The sequence below is a fragment of the Priestia sp. GS2 genome (genome assembly GCF_036409025.1).
In the GTDB taxonomy this organism is placed as follows: Bacteria; Bacillota; Bacilli; order Bacillales; family Bacillaceae_H; genus Priestia; species Priestia aryabhattai_A.
In genome coordinates, this window is record NZ_JAZGJX010000001.1 from 3487839 (window position 1) to 3505398 (window position 17560).

At 38.4% G+C, this 17560-nt stretch carries 20 protein-coding genes and 1 riboswitch; of the genes, 1 reads left to right on the forward strand and 19 read right to left on the reverse strand.

Features of this window, described 5'->3' with window-relative positions; translation table 11 throughout:
- Positions 1 to 7: 7 nt before the first annotated feature.
- The 13 genes from sufC to V2145_RS17940 all read right to left on the reverse strand — a co-directional run bounded on the left by sufC (position 8) and on the right by V2145_RS17940 (position 12042).
- Positions 8 to 793, reverse strand: coding sequence for a Fe-S cluster assembly ATPase SufC (sufC, locus tag V2145_RS17880; protein WP_094911157.1), 786 nt, complete (start codon positions 791 to 793; stop codon positions 8 to 10).
- A 226-nt stretch (positions 794 to 1019) separates the two neighbouring features.
- The gene (locus V2145_RS17885; RefSeq protein WP_094911233.1) at positions 1020 to 1385 is read right to left on the reverse strand and encodes a carboxymuconolactone decarboxylase family protein; all 366 of its coding nucleotides are present in this window, start codon (positions 1383 to 1385) and stop codon (positions 1020 to 1022) included.
- A 122-nt stretch (positions 1386 to 1507) separates the two neighbouring features.
- Positions 1508 to 2350 (reverse strand): MetQ/NlpA family ABC transporter substrate-binding protein, encoded by an 843-nt coding sequence (locus V2145_RS17890; protein ID WP_094911156.1) that lies wholly within the window; start codon positions 2348 to 2350, stop codon positions 1508 to 1510.
- Positions 2351 to 2366: 16 nt separating this feature from the next.
- On the reverse strand, positions 2367 to 3035 hold the full coding sequence (locus V2145_RS17895; protein ID WP_094911155.1) for a methionine ABC transporter permease: 669 nt from the start codon (positions 3033 to 3035) through the stop codon (positions 2367 to 2369).
- Positions 3025 to 4053: a methionine ABC transporter ATP-binding protein gene (locus V2145_RS17900; RefSeq protein ID WP_311856199.1), complete on the reverse strand. Its 1029-nt coding sequence runs from the start codon at positions 4051 to 4053 to the stop codon at positions 3025 to 3027. The genes V2145_RS17895 and V2145_RS17900 overlap by 11 nt, the downstream gene beginning before the upstream one ends.
- A 110-nt stretch (positions 4054 to 4163) precedes the next feature.
- Positions 4164 to 4270, reverse strand: a riboswitch (SAM riboswitch).
- 143 nt (positions 4271 to 4413) lie between these two features.
- On the reverse strand, positions 4414 to 4713 hold the full coding sequence (locus V2145_RS17905) for a thioredoxin family protein (protein WP_311856196.1): 300 nt from the start codon (positions 4711 to 4713) through the stop codon (positions 4414 to 4416).
- Positions 4714 to 4726: 13 nt separating this feature from the next.
- Positions 4727 to 5077 carry a toprim domain-containing protein gene (locus tag V2145_RS17910; RefSeq protein ID WP_025909441.1) on the reverse strand — a complete coding sequence of 117 codons (351 nt, stop codon included), beginning with the start codon at positions 5075 to 5077 and terminating at the stop codon, positions 4727 to 4729.
- A 229-nt stretch (positions 5078 to 5306) separates the two neighbouring features.
- The gene (locus V2145_RS17915) at positions 5307 to 5549 is read right to left on the reverse strand and encodes a YusG family protein (protein ID WP_094911152.1); all 243 of its coding nucleotides are present in this window, start codon (positions 5547 to 5549) and stop codon (positions 5307 to 5309) included.
- Positions 5550 to 5657: 108 nt separating this feature from the next.
- On the reverse strand, positions 5658 to 6041 hold the full coding sequence (gene gcvH / locus V2145_RS17920; RefSeq protein ID WP_094911151.1) for a glycine cleavage system protein GcvH: 384 nt from the start codon (positions 6039 to 6041) through the stop codon (positions 5658 to 5660).
- 113 nt (positions 6042 to 6154) lie between these two features.
- Entirely contained in the window at positions 6155 to 6511 is a 357-nt protein-coding gene (locus V2145_RS17925) for an arsenate reductase family protein (protein WP_131887472.1), read from the reverse strand.
- A gap of 149 nt (positions 6512 to 6660) precedes the next feature.
- Positions 6661 to 8445 (reverse strand): acyl-CoA dehydrogenase family protein, encoded by a 1785-nt coding sequence (locus tag V2145_RS17930; protein WP_330988058.1) that lies wholly within the window; start codon positions 8443 to 8445, stop codon positions 6661 to 6663.
- 21 nt (positions 8446 to 8466) lie between these two features.
- Positions 8467 to 9645: an acetyl-CoA C-acetyltransferase gene (locus V2145_RS17935; protein ID WP_311856188.1), complete on the reverse strand. Its 1179-nt coding sequence runs from the start codon at positions 9643 to 9645 to the stop codon at positions 8467 to 8469.
- Positions 9646 to 9657: 12 nt separating this feature from the next.
- Entirely contained in the window at positions 9658 to 12042 is a 2385-nt protein-coding gene (locus V2145_RS17940; protein ID WP_330988059.1) for a 3-hydroxyacyl-CoA dehydrogenase/enoyl-CoA hydratase family protein, read from the reverse strand.
- Between the two features lie 181 nt (positions 12043 to 12223).
- Between V2145_RS17940 and V2145_RS17945 the strand changes: the two genes are divergently transcribed.
- Positions 12224 to 12373 (forward strand): YuzL family protein, encoded by a 150-nt coding sequence (locus V2145_RS17945; RefSeq protein WP_076512331.1) that lies wholly within the window; start codon positions 12224 to 12226, stop codon positions 12371 to 12373.
- A 51-nt stretch (positions 12374 to 12424) separates the two neighbouring features.
- Here V2145_RS17945 and V2145_RS17950 read toward each other — a convergent pair whose 3' ends face one another.
- The 6 genes from V2145_RS17950 to V2145_RS17975 all read right to left on the reverse strand — a co-directional run bounded on the left by V2145_RS17950 (position 12425) and on the right by V2145_RS17975 (position 17412).
- A complete protein-coding gene (locus tag V2145_RS17950; protein ID WP_311856184.1) occupies positions 12425 to 13342 on the reverse strand; it encodes a proline dehydrogenase in 918 nt (305 codons plus the stop codon).
- Between the two features lie 217 nt (positions 13343 to 13559).
- On the reverse strand, positions 13560 to 13808 hold the full coding sequence (locus V2145_RS17955) for a DUF2573 family protein (protein WP_311856182.1): 249 nt from the start codon (positions 13806 to 13808) through the stop codon (positions 13560 to 13562).
- Entirely contained in the window at positions 13801 to 14538 is a 738-nt protein-coding gene (gene fhuF, locus V2145_RS17960; protein ID WP_311856181.1) for a siderophore-iron reductase FhuF, read from the reverse strand. Before fhuF ends, V2145_RS17955 begins: the two co-directional genes overlap by 8 nt.
- A complete protein-coding gene (locus V2145_RS17965; protein ID WP_094911144.1) occupies positions 14531 to 15355 on the reverse strand; it encodes an ABC transporter ATP-binding protein in 825 nt (274 codons plus the stop codon). Before V2145_RS17965 ends, fhuF begins: the two co-directional genes overlap by 8 nt.
- Before the next feature lie 30 nt (positions 15356 to 15385).
- Entirely contained in the window at positions 15386 to 16435 is a 1050-nt protein-coding gene (locus tag V2145_RS17970) for a FecCD family ABC transporter permease (RefSeq protein WP_094911143.1), read from the reverse strand.
- Positions 16432 to 17412: a FecCD family ABC transporter permease gene (locus V2145_RS17975; RefSeq protein WP_430487879.1), complete on the reverse strand. Its 981-nt coding sequence runs from the start codon at positions 17410 to 17412 to the stop codon at positions 16432 to 16434. Before V2145_RS17975 ends, V2145_RS17970 begins: the two co-directional genes overlap by 4 nt.
- Positions 17413 to 17560 lie beyond the last annotated feature (148 nt).

The following is a 17560-nucleotide window of genomic DNA, read 5'->3' on the forward strand; positions in this document are numbered from 1 at the left end:
CTAATGCTTATGCTTCTTGCCCTACAGTTTCGTCTTCAATACCTAATTCTTTCTTAATCCAGTCATAGCCTTCTGCTTCTAAACGCTGAGCTAATTCAGGACCGCCTGATTTTACCACGCGACCTTGCATCATAACGTGAACATGGTCTGGTGTGATGTAGTTTAATAGACGTTGGTAGTGAGTGATCATTAAGCAACCAAAGTCGCTACCACGTAGCTCGTTGATTCCTTTTGATACTACTTTTAATGCATCGATATCTAAACCTGAATCAATCTCATCAAGGATTGCAATAGCAGGTTGTAACATCATTAATTGAAGGATTTCATTACGCTTTTTCTCTCCACCAGAGAAACCTTCATTTAAATAACGTTGTGCCATATCTTGATCCATTTCTAAGAAATCCATGTTTTTGTCTAGTTGACGGATAAATTTCATTAGTGAAATTTCATCGCCTTCTTCACGACGTGCATTAATTGATGAACGTAAGAAGTCTGCGTTTGTTACACCGCTAATTTCACTTGGGTATTGCATTGCAAGGAATAGACCTGCACGCGCACGCTCGTCCACTTCCATCTCAAGCACGTCTTCACCATCAAGTGTAATGCTACCTTGTGTTACTTCATATTTAGGGTGTCCCATAATTGCTGAAGATAAAGTCGATTTACCTGTACCGTTTGGACCCATGATTGCATGAATCTCTCCGCCTTTAACTTCTAAGTTAACACCTTTTAAAATCTCTTTGCCTTCAATTGACACATGAAGATCTTTAATGATTAAAGTTGAACCTGCCATACTAAAACCTCCAGTTATAGATGTATATACTAAAATCAGATATACCTATATCTTTTTAATTATTCTCATTTTATTCTCATTACAATCTTATAACAAATGAAAACTTATAGCAACCTTTTGCGATAAACGCTTTTCCCTTATATGTATACATATTTTAAACGTACAAAAAACGTTGCTTTCATAGGCATAACTAGCCTTTAAAGCAACGTCTGCTTATCATTTATATTTAGTGTGTTTGACGTTTTAACTCCTGCATGCATTCCTGTACTAACGTGACCGATTGACTCATCGCTGCTCCACCACCGAATGCTGCCGAAACACCACAAGCTTCTAGAATCTCTTGCTCAGTTGCTCCGTTATCTAGGCAACCTTTTGTATGATAAATCATGCAATATTCATCTTGAGCTACAACGCTAATTCCTAATGCAATAAGCTGCTTGTCTTTTTTAGAAATAGACCCTTCTTCAAAACAAGCCTCTGTGAAAGTGTTGAACGCTTCAGTCAACTTTGGAAGTTTTTCGCTGAATGTTCCAATTCCTACCTTATAGTTATGAAGTGCCTGTTCTGTTGAATGATTTGTTTCTTGTTGCATCTCTCTTGCCAACTCCATTCGTCATAGTTTTCCTCATTAGTATGGATGATACAAATCGGAGTTATACTTGACGATAAAAATAGAAAAAGTCGACCAGATCTAAACTAGTCGACTTTAATATATTACTCGTTTACAGGAAGCACCGCGCCTTTATACTTCTCTTCAATGAAATCTTGAATTTCTTTTGAATGAAGCACTTCTACTAACGCTTTTACTTCTTCTTTATTTTCATCACCTTTACGAACCGTGATGATGTTTGCATACGGATTGTTTTCCTTTGACTCTACAGCGATTGGGTCTTTAACAGGATCTAAACCAGCATCTAAAGCATAGTTTGCATTAATGACAACAGCATCACCTTCATTGTTGTTATAAACCTGAGGTAATAAACCACCTTCAACATCTGCTTTAAACGTTAGGTTTTTAGGATTTTCTACAATATCATCAAGCGTTGCATCTTGCTTTTTAACGCCTTCCTTCAACTTAACTACGCCTTCTTTTTCAAAAATTGAAAGAATACGACCTTGTTCTGCTACTGCATCACGCATAATTACCGTACCGTTTTTCGGAAGGTCTTTTAATGACTTGTATTTTTTAGAGTAGATACCAATTGGCTCGATATGAATCGCTCCTGCACTTACAAAATCATAATTAGGATTTTCTTCTAATACAGAGTCTAGATAAGGAATGTGCTGGAAGTAGTTTGCATCAATTTCTTTTCCATCTAATGCTGTATTAGGTAGAATATAATCTTGGAATGGTTTAATGTCTAACTCAATTCCTTTTTCCTCTAACAATGGTTTTGCTTCTTCTAAAATTTCAGCATGCGGAATATTTGACGCTCCAACCACAATTTTCTTCTCGTCTTCTGATGAATCTGAACCACTGCCTCCAGATGAACCACAAGCAGCTAAACCTAAAACTAAAGCAGATGATAAAGCAAATGTTGAAACCCATTTTTTCATAATATATTTCCTCCTCTTATCGTTTATCAATTTTAGATGTGATAAAATCACCAATGAACTGGATAATAAATACAATTACTAAAATTAAAACTGTCGCCACAAGGGTTACATCACTATTATTTCGCTGGAAGCCTTCTAAATATGCTAAGTTTCCTAAACCACCAGCTCCAACCGCTCCAGCCATTGCCGTATAGCCAATGAGTGCGATTGCTGTAACCGTCAAACCGGAAATCAAAGCAGGCATTGATTCTGGAAGCAGCACTTTAAAAATAATTGTGCTTGTTGTAGCTCCCATTGACTTTGCTGCTTCAATAACACCTTTATCAATTTCACGAAGGCCGATTTCAACCATACGCGCGTAAAACGGTGCTGCTCCAACAATAAGAGCTGGCAGTGCTGCTTCTGCTCCAAGCATCGTTCCTACAATCGCTTTTGTAAATGGAATGAGCAAAATCAGTAAGATGATAAATGGAATGGATCGAAAAATATTTACGAACGCTCCTATAATAATATTAACGAAGCGGTTTTCCCAAAGCTGTCCTTTGCCTGTTAAAAATAGAAGTAGGCCTAATATAATTCCTAATATAAAGGTAGCAACGACTGAGATACTTGTCATATACAGTGTTTCAATCGTTGCTGCGCTGAACTTATCATACGTTACGTTTGGAAATAATTCAGTTAGCATCCGTCATCACCTCAATTTCTACCTGTTGTTCACGGATGTACTCGATTACTTTATTAACCTCTACCTTTTCACCGTCTAAATGGATAAACAAAGTTCCGTAAGAGCCTGTTTGTGTATAAGAGACCTTCCCTTGTAAAATGTTAATCGTGACATCGAACGCTTTTAAAATACTCGTAATGAGCGGTTGCTCTGCTTTTCCACCTACAAATGTAAGCTGAACAATTTGACCACTCGGATAAAGTTCTTTCACCTGTTCAACTGTCTCAAACGTTTCTTCTGGCTCTGAGATTTGCTGTACAAATCGTTTTGTAATATTTTGCTGTGGTTTACGGAACACTTCAAGTACTTCTCCCTGTTCAACTACTTTCCCATTTTCCATCACGGCTACACGATGACAAATTTTACGGATAACGTGCATTTCATGAGTAATTAAAACAATCGTTAAACCTAACTTTTCATTAATATCAACTAACAAATCTAAAATTGAATCTGTTGTTTGTGGATCAAGTGCTGATGTTGCTTCGTCGCATAATAGAACTTTTGGGTTGTTGGCTAGCGCTCTTGCAATCCCTACACGCTGCTTTTGTCCACCGCTTAGCTGAGATGGATAGGCGTTTTCTCTCCCTTCCAATCCGACTAATTTAATAAGCTCGTTTACACGTTCTGCTCGTTTACCTTTAGAAACACCTGCAATTTCAAGCGGGAACGCAATATTTTCCTGAACGGTACGAGACCAAAGCAAATTAAAATGTTGGAAAATCATACTAATTTCCTGTCTAGCTTGTCTAAGCTTAGCACCCTTAACCTTTCCAATTTGGTTCCCTGCCACTTCGACAGTTCCAGAAGTAGGTGTTTCTAAACCATTTAATAAGCGAATAAGGGAGCTTTTCCCTGCCCCACTGTATCCAATGATACCGAAGATTTCACCTTTTGCTACTGACAAATTAACTTGATCAACAGCCGTAACTTTTCCACTTTTAGCATCATATATTTTTGTTACATCTTGTAACGTAATCATCTTCTTCACCTTCTTTGTTGACTTGCTCTGTCTGCTTAGTGTGTCCTTGCTTTTTGAAAATAAAAAAACCTTTCTACACATGAGCAGAAAGGTTTATGATTAAATCCTTTCTCTCATCTTTCAAAGCTTATGCTTTGCAGGAATTGGCACCATTTCAGTTAGTCTGACGGTTGCCGGGTTTCACAGGGCACAGTCCCTCCACCTCTCTTGATAAGAGTTAACGACAAATTATTAAAATTATTTTGTTTTCATTAAATATTCATTCATTTATGTTTGTGATTCTAGCATGTGTCAGAAAGGGTGTCAACAAAAATATGCATAGGATAATAATCCCATGCACACTTGTAAACAAATACTTATTTAGCTAAGACGTTCTATTACGTGTTCAACGGAGTGAAAAGCATAAAGCTTCTGTTTCATTTCGCCATTTTCAAATTCAATTAAGCATGGAACACTTTCAATTTCAAGCAAAGAAGCTTTAGCAGGCATATAATTTAAATTACTCATTCCAATTGTTAACTCTGGAATAACCGCCTCCGCTACTGTTAACATTTTTTTAGCTAATTGGCACGTTCCACAAAGGGGGGTATGAAAAAAAATGACGGTACGCTCGTCTTTATTTAGCTTTTCGTCTAGCTGCTCTTCTGTCCATTCTTCCATGTTATTCATCCTTCTATATTAAAAATTCTGCGTTAACATCTATATTAGCACTTAAGAGCACCGTAGCAATGTGATTTCTTGGTGCCGCCGCTACCTCGCGATACATTTTATCGATATAAAGGTGCTCCGCTTCTGGGAGTTCTTTTTTAAACTGTTTTCGTAATTTATTGCCAGAATCATCTGAATCGACTAAGATGTACACATCTTTATCATATGTGGAATCGATAATCTCATCTAGCTTTGACAAGCTAATGGTTCCATTTGTACAAATAATCTCAATAGGTTCATTAATAATGCTCTCGATTCTCTTTTTGTCAGACTTACCTTCTACAATAATTACTTTTTCAATTTCTATTAAACGCATCGTCATCACCTATAATTATCAGTTGTATAGTAACGTTATTCCTTTATGCTATACAATATTCGTTAATGTAACACAGTTCCCCTGTTTTTTAAAAGATTTTGCTGTAAAAAGAACATATATGGACTGTTTTTATTGAAGAATAGACTATTTTCGGTCATTTTAGACTGATGGCGCCAAACCTTATATGGTTGGCGCCATCACCCTTTCACGCAGAGATTTCATGCTAAATTTAGCACCAACCCTCTTCTGAATCACAGTCCGTATACTTTTGTGTAGTTCCAGTTTGGACGTCAGCATACTGATAAATCTTATTATTTTCCTGCGTGTAGCCTGACTCTAAATTGTATTCATTACCCGTTGCACCGTAATTCACATGGCCAATCGATTCTTTATCGACATACAATTGCATACCGTTTTCATGAAATTTTGCTGTAATTCGATCCGTTACGTCAACTTTTTTACGTTCAAACATAAAAAGACACCCCTTTAGCTTGTTTACTAAATAGAGTGCCCTTTTTGTTATAGGTACATGAAGACAAATTATGGATATACCAAATGAAATGTCTTAAGATGAAGTCAATTAACCTTCGTTAATCATTTCATCGTATTGTTCAGCTGTCATAAGTTTCTCAACATCTGCTGAATCAGCAGGCTTAATTACAACCATCCATGCTTTTTCATATGGAGACTCGTTTACAAACTCAGGATTGTCACTTAATTCTTCGTTTACTTCTACAACCTCACCGCTAATTGGTGCATATAGCTCTGATACTGTTTTTACAGATTCTACGCTACCAAACGGCTCATCTGCTTCAACTTTATCGCCAACTTCTGGAAGCTCAACAAATACAATGTCACCAAGTTCAGATTGAGCAAAGTGTGTAATTCCTACTCGGAAAACTTCTCCTTCGTTTTTTACCCACTCATGCTCTTCTGAATAACGCAACTCTTTTGGTGTACTCATCTTAATCCCTCCAATAAATTATGTATGCCGCTAACGAATAGCAACGACTACCTCTTATCAGTGTAACGTAAAAAGGAGGTTTTTTCTATTTGAATCCGCACAGAATTTTAAATTTATTTCCACGTTGTTTCAAATTCTTCTTCTTTAAATCCTACCGTTACTTTATCACCGTCAGTTAATAAAGGGCGCTTGATTAACATCCCATCAGATGAAAGGATTTCAAGTAATTCTTCATCACTTGCTGTTGCAACTTTGTCTTTTAAACCTAACTCACGATATTTCTTACCACTTGTGTTAAAAAACTTCTTTAATGGCAACCCGCTATTTTTATAGTAGCTAGTCAGCTGATCTTTTGTTGGGGGATTTTCAATAATATGAATTTCTTCATATGCCACCCCACTTTGATCTAGCCACTGCTTTGCTTTTCGGCATGTCCCACATTTAGGGTATGAATAAAATAATACGCTCATCATTTTTCCTCCTTTCTCTTTGCTTTTTCGTATTTTAACATATTCAACTTTAATTTACCTATTTTAGTTCTCACTTAAACAAAGAAAAGCTGTGTAAAGGAAGGTGTCTACCCCTCCTCTTTACACAGCACTTATTCCATACTTTAAAATTACACAATAAAGCGTTCTTCTTCCAATACAACCTTTGCAATTTCTCGTTTAACAGCAATAACGTTGACCGGCGTGTGACGAGTTAGCTTACGTAATGACGAAAGCATCATGCGTAGCGTATCTCCCTCTTCTACAGCAATAAGCGTTTCTTTTGCATCCGCTTCGATTTTATTGAATGCTTCTTGACAGAATACTTTTGTATAGTTTACTTTAAGCTGATTTTTTTCTTCTCCATTTTTCAAAATCGCTTTTTCTGTACGTAATACAGCTGATTCCATTGCATATACGTTGCTAATCATGTCAGAGATATTAACTAGAACTTCTTGTTCACCCTCAAGCTTTTTGCCATACTTTTGAGCTGCTAAACCAAGTAATAATAGCGCAATCTTTTTACCATTACGAACTAATAGTTTTGATTGATCTAACGCGCCTTCTCCAGCCTCTTCAGGCATTAGCATCATGAGCTCTTCCTGTAGTGACTGCGCTTTTTGAAGAAGCGGAAGTTCACCTTTTAAGGCTTTGCGTAAGTACGTTCCTGGCACCAATAAACGATTAATTTCGTTTGTCCCTTCAAAGATGCGATTGATTCTAGAATCACGGTATAAGCGTTCAATCTCATATTCACTCATAAAGCCGTAACCACCGTGAAGCTGAACTCCTTCGTCAACCAAATAATCTAGCACTTCCGTCGCAAATACCTTATTTAATGAACACTCGATGGCATACTCTGCAATTGAAGCAGCAATTTCTTTCCCATCTTTTTGTTGCTCTTCTGATAACTGACCCATTCTATCTTCAAAGAGACCTACTGTACGATAAACAGAGCTTTCAGAAGCGTATAATTTAGCTGCCATTGTTGCAATTTTCTCTTGTGTTAACGAAAACTTTGCAATTGGAGTCTTAAACTGTTGACGTTGATTCACGTATTCAGAAGTTAACTCCATGGCACGCTTACCAGCTCCTACTGCACCTACACCTAGCTTATAGCGGCCAATATTTAAGATATTAAACGCAATAATGTGCCCTTTTCCAATCTCTCCAAGTACGTTTTCTTTTGGCACATGTGCATCTTCTAAAATCAAGGTACGTGTGGAGGAACTCTTAATACCCATTTTCTTTTCTTCAGGACCAACAGACACACCTGCATAATCACGTTCGACGATAAATGCGGAAAATTGCTCTCCGTCTATTTTCGCATACACAACAAATACGTCAGCAAAGCCAGCGTTTGTAATCCATTGTTTTTCACCATTCAACACGTAGTGAGTTCCTTCTGCATTTAGACGAGCAACAGTTTTCGCTCCTAATGCATCAGAACCTGATCCTGGTTCTGTTAACGCATACGCTGCAATCTTACCTCCAGTTGCTAAATCTGGTAGATATTTTTGCTTTTGCTCTTCTGTTCCAAATAGCACGATTGGTAGAGAACCGATTCCAACATGTGCACCGTGTGTGATAGAGAATCCTCCTGCACGTGACATCTTTTCAGCAATTAATGCTGATGCAACCTTATCCAATCCAAGACCACCATACTCTTCTGGAACATCAGCTCCTAGTAATCCAAGGTCCCCAGCTTGCTTTAATAGTTTCACTGAGCGATCAAACTCATGTTTTTCTAAAAATTCTACTTGTGGTAGTACTTCGTTCTCAACGTATTCATCCGTTGTTTTAGCAATCATTTTATGCTCGCTTGTGAAATCCTCCGGTGTATATACTCGCTCTGCGGAAAGATCATTAATTAAAAAGCTACCACCTTTAATTGTTTGTTCCGTTTGATTTGCCATCTCCATATCCCCCTTATTTCATTAAGCTAATAGTTCAAATACACCAGCAGCGCCCATCCCGCCACCAATACACATCGTTACAACGCCAAACTGTTCATTTCTTCTCTTCATTTCATGTAATAAACTGAGCGTTAGTTTTGTACCGGTGCAGCCAAGTGGGTGACCTAGAGCAATTGCTCCACCGTTAACGTTCACGCGATCTTCATCGATGTTTAACTCACGAATAACACCTAATGCTTGAGATGCAAAGGCTTCATTCAACTCAAATAACCCAATATCTGAAAGCTCAAGCCCCGCTAATTTTAATGCTTTTGGAATCGCGGCTATCGGTCCAATTCCCATCACTTCCGGTGGAACACCACCAACTGCAAACGAGCGAAACTTCGCTATCGGACGAAGGCCTTCTGCTTCAGCCTGTTCACGATCCATCAGCATCACGGTTGCCGCTCCGTCGCTTGTTTGCGACGAGTTACCTGCCGTTACTGAACCCGTTACGGAAAATGCAGGTCGTAGTTTACTTAAGATTCCGGCTGTTGTTCCCTCACGTACGCCTTCATCCTGTGAAAAGACAACCTTGTTTTCTTCCAGCTTATTTTTACTGTTTAAACGTCTCATTGTCACTTCAACAGGAACAATTTCATCTTTAAACTTACCTTCCTGAAGAGCTTGAGCTGCTTTTTGATGACTTCTTACAGCAAATGCATCTTGGTCTTCTCGTGAAATTCCATACTTTAAAGCAACTTGCTCTGCTGTATGTCCCATTCCCATATAATATTCAGGTGCATTTTCTACTAGCTGTATGTTTGGACGCGCAACGTTTCCAAACATTGGAACCATACTCATCGATTCTGCTCCTCCAGCCAATACAGTTTTGGCCTGCCCTAACATAATACGCTCTGCTCCGTAGGCAATACTTTGTAAGCCTGAAGAGCAATAACGATTGATTGTGATAGCAGGGACCGTGTATGGGAGCCCGGCTAATGCTCCGATATTACGGGCCATATTCAAACCTTGTTCAGCTTCTGGCATCGCACATCCGATAATTAAATCGTCAATTGGCCCTTCATAGCCTCCGGCTCTTCTTAGCGTTTCCTTTACCGTAATTGCACCTAAATCATCAGGACGAACCGTAGCAAGCGTCCCCTTTTTCGCTTTTCCAACCGGTGTTCTTGCACCAGCTACAATTACCGCTTCTCTCATTCCTTCTCCCCCTTAGTTACGCAATGGCTTCCCTTTTACTAGCATGTGTTGCATACGTTGCTGAGACTTCATCTCTCCCACTAGGCTCAAGAATGCTTCTCTCTCTAAGTCTAGTAAATAATCTTCATCCACTTTTGTTCCGTAAGGTACGCGTCCACCAGCAATTACAAATGCTAGCTTCTTTGCAATCTCATAATCATGATCTGAAATAAATCCTGAATATTTCATTGATTGGGCACCTAGCAATAAAGTTGCATAGCCAGTCTCACCAACTACAGGCACTTTTTGGCGAACTGGTGGCTCATAGCCAGCTTGTGATAATGACAGAACAGACTGTTTTGCTTCTTCAAGCAAATGATCTTGGTTTAAGGTAATACCGTCCTGATGGTTTAAGAAATTTAGTTCTCTTGCATGAAGAGCAGAACTAGAGACTTTAGCTGTCGCAATAGTTTCAAACGTTTTATTTGCAATCTGCTGCAAATCTAAGTTCACATCATTTGGAAGACCTTGTAACTGCTTTAGATAAAGCTCTTTATTTCCACCACCACCTGGAATTAAGCCAACTCCAACTTCAACTAACCCCATATATGTTTCAGCAGATGCCTGAATTTTAGCAGTTGGTAAACAAATCTCCGTTCCTCCACCAAGCGTCATTGCAAATGGTGCGGCAACGACAGGCTTTTCATTGTATTTCACTTTCATCATCGCCTGTTGAAATTGACGAATTACAAATTCAATTTCAAAGAAATTATCGTCTTGAGCTTCCATCAAAATCATAGCTAGATTCGCGCCAACGCAGAAGTTTTTACCTTGGTTTCCAATAACTAAACCTCTATAATTTCGATTCACTTCCTCTAACGATTCATTTAAGAGCTGAACAATATCTAAGCCAATGGAATTATTTGGTGATGTGAACTGTAAGCATGCTACGTCGTCTCCTAAATCAATTAGACTTGCGCCACTGTTCTTTTTAATAACTTTATCCTGTGCTTTTAAAGCTGATAGGTGGACAACTTTTTTGTTCTCTACAACCGGCTTATACTCATTGTGATCATAATAAATTTTTTGCCCATCTAACTCCTTATAAAATGCAGAAAATCCGTTTTCTTTCATCTCCTGAATCCAACCCGGCATTTCTAATCCTTCAGCTTCCATTTTTTCAATAGCGGCATTAAATCCAATTGCATCCCATGTTTCAAACGGTCCGTAATCCCAGCCAAATCCCCACTTCATCGCTTGGTCAATAGCGACGATATCATCAGCAATTTCTCCTTTTAACTGTGCTGAATAAAGCAGTACCGGGCTAATGATTTTCCATAAAAATGCCCCTGCGCGGTCATCTGAATATAGAAGCGCTTTCATTTTATTGGAGAACCCTTTTGCTTGTTTACTCAATTCCACACTAGTAGTTCTAAGCTTTTGACGTTCTTCATACTGTAACGTATCCGGGTTTAATTCTAAAATCTCTTTACCTTTTTTCAAGAAAAATCCTTGACCAGATTTACTTCCCAGCCAACCCTTTTGCTGCATGACTTTCATAAATGCAGGAATGGTAAAAACATCTTTTTCTTTTCCATCTACTTTATCGTAAACGTTATTAGAAACGTGAATAAACGTATCCAGCCCTACAACATCAAGCGTTCGAAACGTAGCACTTTTTGGTCTTCCAATGAGTGGCCCCGTAATCGAATCCACTTCACCGACGCTATAACCACCTTTAAGCATTTCTTGAACCGTTACTAGCAAACCATAAGTCCCAATTCGATTGGCGATAAAGTTAGGGGTATCTTTGGCAAGGACAACGCCTTTTCCAAGAACGTTTTCACCAAAGCCTTTCATATATTGAACAACTTCTTCTTTTGTATCTTTAGTAGGAATAACTTCTAATAATTTCAAATAACGAGGCGGATTAAAGAAATGTGTGCCTAAAAAATGTGCTTTAAAATCGTTCGATCGGCCGTTTGCCATCGCTTCAACTGAAATACCTGAAGTATTTGAACTGATAATAGTACCAGGCTTTCTTACTGCATCGATTTTTTCAAAAAGCTGCTTTTTGACATCTAATCGCTCTACAATAACTTCAATAATCCAGTCACATTGGCTTAACTTTTCAAGATCATCTTCTAAATTCCCTGCCTTAATAAAAGAAACACGTGATTTGGCCATTAAAGGTGCTGGCTTTTGCTTAGCTAAATTTTTTAGTGCAGTTAAGCTCATTCGGTTACGTACCTGTGGACTTTCTAGCGTCAGTCCATTTTTTGTTTCTTCTGCATTTAATTCACTAGGCACGATATCCAATAGCAAGGTTTCGATTCCCACATTTGCTAAATGTGCTGCAATTCCAGATCCCATTACGCCTGAGCCAATTACAGCGGCTTTCTTAATTTTAAAGCTCATTCTTATATCCCCCTCTATACATTGAATGAATAGTCATTCATTTTATAATTAAAAAAAAGAGAGCTACTTTTAATCTCTGATACTACTATAAAACACTTTTTAAATTTTCGCAATATACGAACATCATTATTTGCAACTATTTTTTATGTCTTTGGTTATATTAAGGCCAGGAGGTGATATCATGTCACGCTTAAAAAAAGACCCTTCATCCGCAGGTGTAAGCGCAGCTAGCGTTAAAGGAAATGCTGGCCCAACACAAGAAGTTCATAACCACGGTAAAAAAACATCTCAGAATCAACAATACGGAAAACAAAATATGCAGGATAACTAAGCTACAGATCGAACAAGGAAATACCGTCTTGTTCGATTCTTTTCATGAAGGTTATTTTTTCACAATGCCTTTTAAAATAAAAGCTACATTCGCTGGGCGCTCAGCTAACCTTCTCATAAAATACCCGTACCAATCCTTTCCGTACGGTACATATACACGCATCTTATATCCTTCTTTCCTTAACTGCTTTTGACGCTCAGGTCGAATGCCAAATAGCATTTGAAATTCAAATTGATCACGCGGAATATCATGAATGACTGCTAACTTCTTTGCATACTCAATAATCTGATCATCATGCGTTGCAATGGCGGTGTAGTGGCCATTAAGCAAATGTACTTTAATAATGTTCTTAAAGCTATCATCTACATCAATTTTATCTGGGAAGGCAACCGCTGCGGATTCCTTATATGCTCCTTTTACTAACCTTAAGTTTGGAGCGTATTCACTTAAATTTTTGATATCTTGTTCCGTTCGATATAAGTACGCTTGAAGCACAGTGCCAACATTGTCATAACGCTTTTTAAGCTCCTTAAAGATAGTAATCGTCTTTCCGCAACGCTGGTAATCTTCCATATCGATTGTAACGAATACATTGTATTGCTTTGCTTCCTTCAAAATATATTCCATATTTTTCATCACTAAATCTGTCGAAATATCTAAACCCATTGACGTTAACTTTAATGAAAGCTGAGAACTAAGCTTCTCATCGTGAATGCGTCGGATTGCTTGGATACAATGTTCCGTCATATAAGCAGCTTCTTCCTCCGTTGTAACAAATTCACCCAGATGATCAACTGTAACTTCAAGCCCTTGTTCATTTAATTCACGCACCACGTCCACTGCTCCATCAATCGTCTCACCTGCTACAAAACGCGCGGCTCCAAAGCGTAAGCCATAATGCTTCGCTAGCTTTGTTAACATTTTATTTTGAGATAAAAACAAAAAAAAGTTGCGCATTGATTGTTCCATAGCATTTCCCCCGATTTTTCTTCCCTTATATTAAATCTGCAATTCCTTACCGAACCATGTAATATAGCAGTTATTATACACTTTAACATTTTTTTGAAAATAGAGATACATTCAAGCAGTAACTTATCGTCTTTTCTTTACTAGTATATGTACCTGATTTTTGTCCGGTTCTGCAATTTATTTAGACAAAAAAGCTCATATTGTCATATATGAGCTTTTAGCTTTTGCTTTCACGAAGCTGTTCATTTAAACTTTTTATTTCTTTAATTAGTTCGATCATCTCTTGCTTAGCCTCAGGATATTGATGATTCCAATGCTTGATTAACGGTGGCATTGACTTTGAAATATACGTATACAAAGCCCACTTTTCAATCTTATCCTTTAAATCTGAATTCGTTTCTCCCACCATAAGCTCTGTATATTTCTCTAGAAGCACATCAAATTTCTCGTTAAACTCTTTATCCATAAATTGACGCCTCCTTGAATTTTGCTCGACATAAAATGGGACAGCTTTTACAATACTTTTTCTTGCCGGCCAGCTGATAGGATAGACAGCACGTTTGGCGACTTTCTCTTCGCGCATAGCACTTTAACGGATTGACTTCATATTGCCCAAATTGATCACCCGTTGCTTCATAGAAAAGGTAAGTGAAGTCTGTTTCTAACTGATGCTGATTGACACTGCTATCTTCTTTTAATTGATCATATAACCAAAGAATATAAACAGCAATGTTTTCCCACAGCACTCTCTTTGAGATACCTGTATATTGATTAAGCGCATCCCAGATTGGCTCAAACCCTTTAGAAAAGAGTTCAGTCACTATTTTTTTTCGTTCTTCGTTCCGATTCGCTACGTCAACTTGGGTAATGGCTTGTTTTATATAATAGACTTGAGGTAACCACAATCCATCGTCTTCACACTCTGCCTGTAAAGAGAGGTGCTGCACGTCTACTCTTTTTTGACATACTGAAAAAGCATATAAGCAGCCTGCGGCTACAAAGCCGAGCCTTTTTGCAAAAATAGAAGCGACCACTCTGAAGTTGGGCGCTTCTATCTTATTTTGAATAAACGAGAGAGCATTTTCGACCTTCCGCTCATCAGCAAGCTCAGCTAGCTTCATCTCATAGGCTGACGTTTGTATAAAAGTAGCTCTAAACTTCTCTTCGAACGCTTTCTGTTCTTTTGTGTTAAGCATGCTGAAGTCCAGCCCCAACCTTTTGAACCACACATCTTCCTCTACCGTGCGGAATACAAAGCGGTGTACCAAAAAGCGGGTCAACCGTTACTTCACAATTCATATTAAACACGTTACGAACCAGCTGACACGTAATCACTTCTTCAGGTTTTCCCTGCGCATAAATTTGTTTGTCCTGAAGTGCTACAATATGATGCGCATAGCGACATGCTAAATTTAAATCATGTAAAACCATTACAATTGTTCGTTCCTCTTTTTCATTTAGTTCAAACAGCAAATCTAAGATTTCAATTTGATGAGTCATATCCAAATACGTTGTGGGTTCGTCAAGTAAGATAATATCCGTATCTTGAGCAAGAGTCATAGCAATCCAAGCACGTTGCCTTTGTCCTCCAGATAAAGAATCTACTTGACGATCAGCTAAATCACTTAGTCCTGTTGATTCTAGAGCTTTTTGAACTTTTTCTTCGTCTTCCTTCGACCATTGGCGAAACCAATTTTGGTAAGGATAACGCCCTTGCTTTACAAGCTGTAAAACCGTAAGACCCTCAGGTGCTACCGGTCCTTGTGGTAGAATAGCTAACTGCTTAGCAATTTCTTTTGTTGGTAATGATGATATTTTAGATCCCTCTAACAAAACTGAGCCTGTTTGTGGCTTTAAAAGCCGAGCAAGTGAACGCAAAAGCGTTGACTTGCCACAGCCATTACTTCCGATAAAGACCGTAATCTCCCCTTTAGGAATCTTCAAATCTAATTCATTGATAATCATTGTTTCTCCGTATGATAAGCTTAACGACTTTGTTTCTAATGAATGCATGACTTTCACTCCTTTTTGAAAAGATTACGTTCAGACGTTCCGCTGCTTATATAATAAGTAAATAAAATATGGGGCTCCAATTGCTGCTGTGAAAACACCTGCTGGTATTTCAAGTGGTAAAAAGAACGTTCTTCCGACTAAATCTGCAGCTACAATTAAAATTGCACCAATCAGTGCCGATAATGGAAGCAACGCTCCAAACGACGAACCAACGAGACGGCGAGCAATATGAGGAGCTAATAGCCCAACAAAGCTAATACCTCCAGCAAACGCGACGGCGGTACCCGTTAGTGCCGTACTCATTACAAGCAGCAGTAAACGATTTTTTTGAACGTGACTTCCTACATTAGTGGCAACTTCTTCCCCTAGCTCTTGAATATTGAGATTACGAACCATAATTAATGCAAGAATCATTAAAACAGCAGTAATTGGTGCAATCGTATATACATTTGCCCAGTTTGATCCATAGACACTGCCAGTAATCCAAATGTTAGCTTGGCTCGCTTGATAGATTGGACCCATAATCATAAATAATGTTGTCATCGCCTTGGTCAAAGCGGTTAAACCGATACCAATCAATACTAAAGTAATGGGTGATACACCATTTCGCCAAGCAAAGATATAAAGCAAGATTGCTACAATTAAAGCGCCTAAAAATGCGCTGAGCGGTAACCAATGAATGCTAACTGTTAGGGAGTTTTTTTCGTCGCTAAATAATGCTAAAAATAACACCACTCCAACAGAAGCTCCTCCTGTTAAACCAATGAGGTCTGGTGATGCCAAAGGGTTACGAACAAGGCCTTGAAGAATAGCTCCCGCTGCTGCTAAGCAAATCCCTGCACAGATAGCGACAAGAATACGAGGTAGCCTAAATGATGTGACTACTAATTTTTCAAACTCAAGGCCTTGACCAAATAAAATTCCTATAATTTTAAATGGACCAATGAATAATTCACCCATTCCAGCGCTTAATAAAAAGAGCGCACACAGTAGCAAAGTACAGATTGAAATAATAGCTGTAGCTTTTATATTAAGTAAAAAAGAAAAGTTTTTTAAACGAATTGGTTGGTACTTCTTCATGCTTTAGCCCCCTTCCTTGCTAAATAAATAAAGAATGGGGTTCCAATAAAAGCAGTCATAACACCAACGGGAATTTCTTCAGGCATAATAACATAGCGAGCTGCAATATCTGCAATTAATAGCAAAATTCCACCTGCTACTGCGCTATAAGGAAAAATCCAACGATAGTCGTGGCCCACAAATGCTCTTACGATATGAGGAATAATAATACCAACAAAGCTAATAGGGCCTGCAATGGCAACAGCTCCTCCTGCCAAGATGGCAATGAGTATACCTGCTGTTAGTTTGACAGCAATGGTTCGCTGCCCTAAACTCCTCGCCACATCTTCACCCATATTTAAAATATTTATTTTTCCTGCCATAATAAAGGACGCGATAACGGCGACCGCAATATAAGGTAGCACACTATATAAGACTTCTAACTTACGCCCTTGCACTGAACCTGCCAGCCAGTATAGTACTTGATCTAGTGCAGTTTCATCTAATACGAGTAAGCCCTGTGTTAAAGAAGAAAAAAATGCAGCGATGGCTGCCCCAGCCAGCGTCATTTTTATAGGCGTTAGCCCTTCTTTACCGATAGAGCCTAAGAAATAAACTGCTACAACAGTTAAAGCCGCTCCAATAAATGCAACCCACGTAAAAGCTTGCAGGGAATTCACTGAAAAAATCATAATGGCAACAACAATGAAAAAACCTGCCCCAGCATTCACACCAAGAATATCAGGAGAAGCAAGCGGATTTTTCGTTAATGCTTGCATCATTGCACCTGCAATTCCAAGACATGCACCCACCACTGCACCTATTAGAGCACGTGGCAATCGTACATTTTGTATAACTAAGTGTTCGTTTGAACCATCGAACGACTGAAACGCATTGATAGCTGTTTTTATATTTGTATCTGTATAGCCTAAGATAATGCTTAAACCGATACAAATTAGTAGAATGACCATACTTAAAATTAAACCCGTTACTCTCATTTTTCTGTTTTGCAAAATCATCTTCATTGCTCCTCTAAGGTAGCCTATTTCACTATTACTTTCTTTTAGTTTAGGGAACATTAAAATAAGTGTCAATGACTTTGATAATCATTTTCAACTTTTTATTGACAGCCCTTACTTTTTGAAA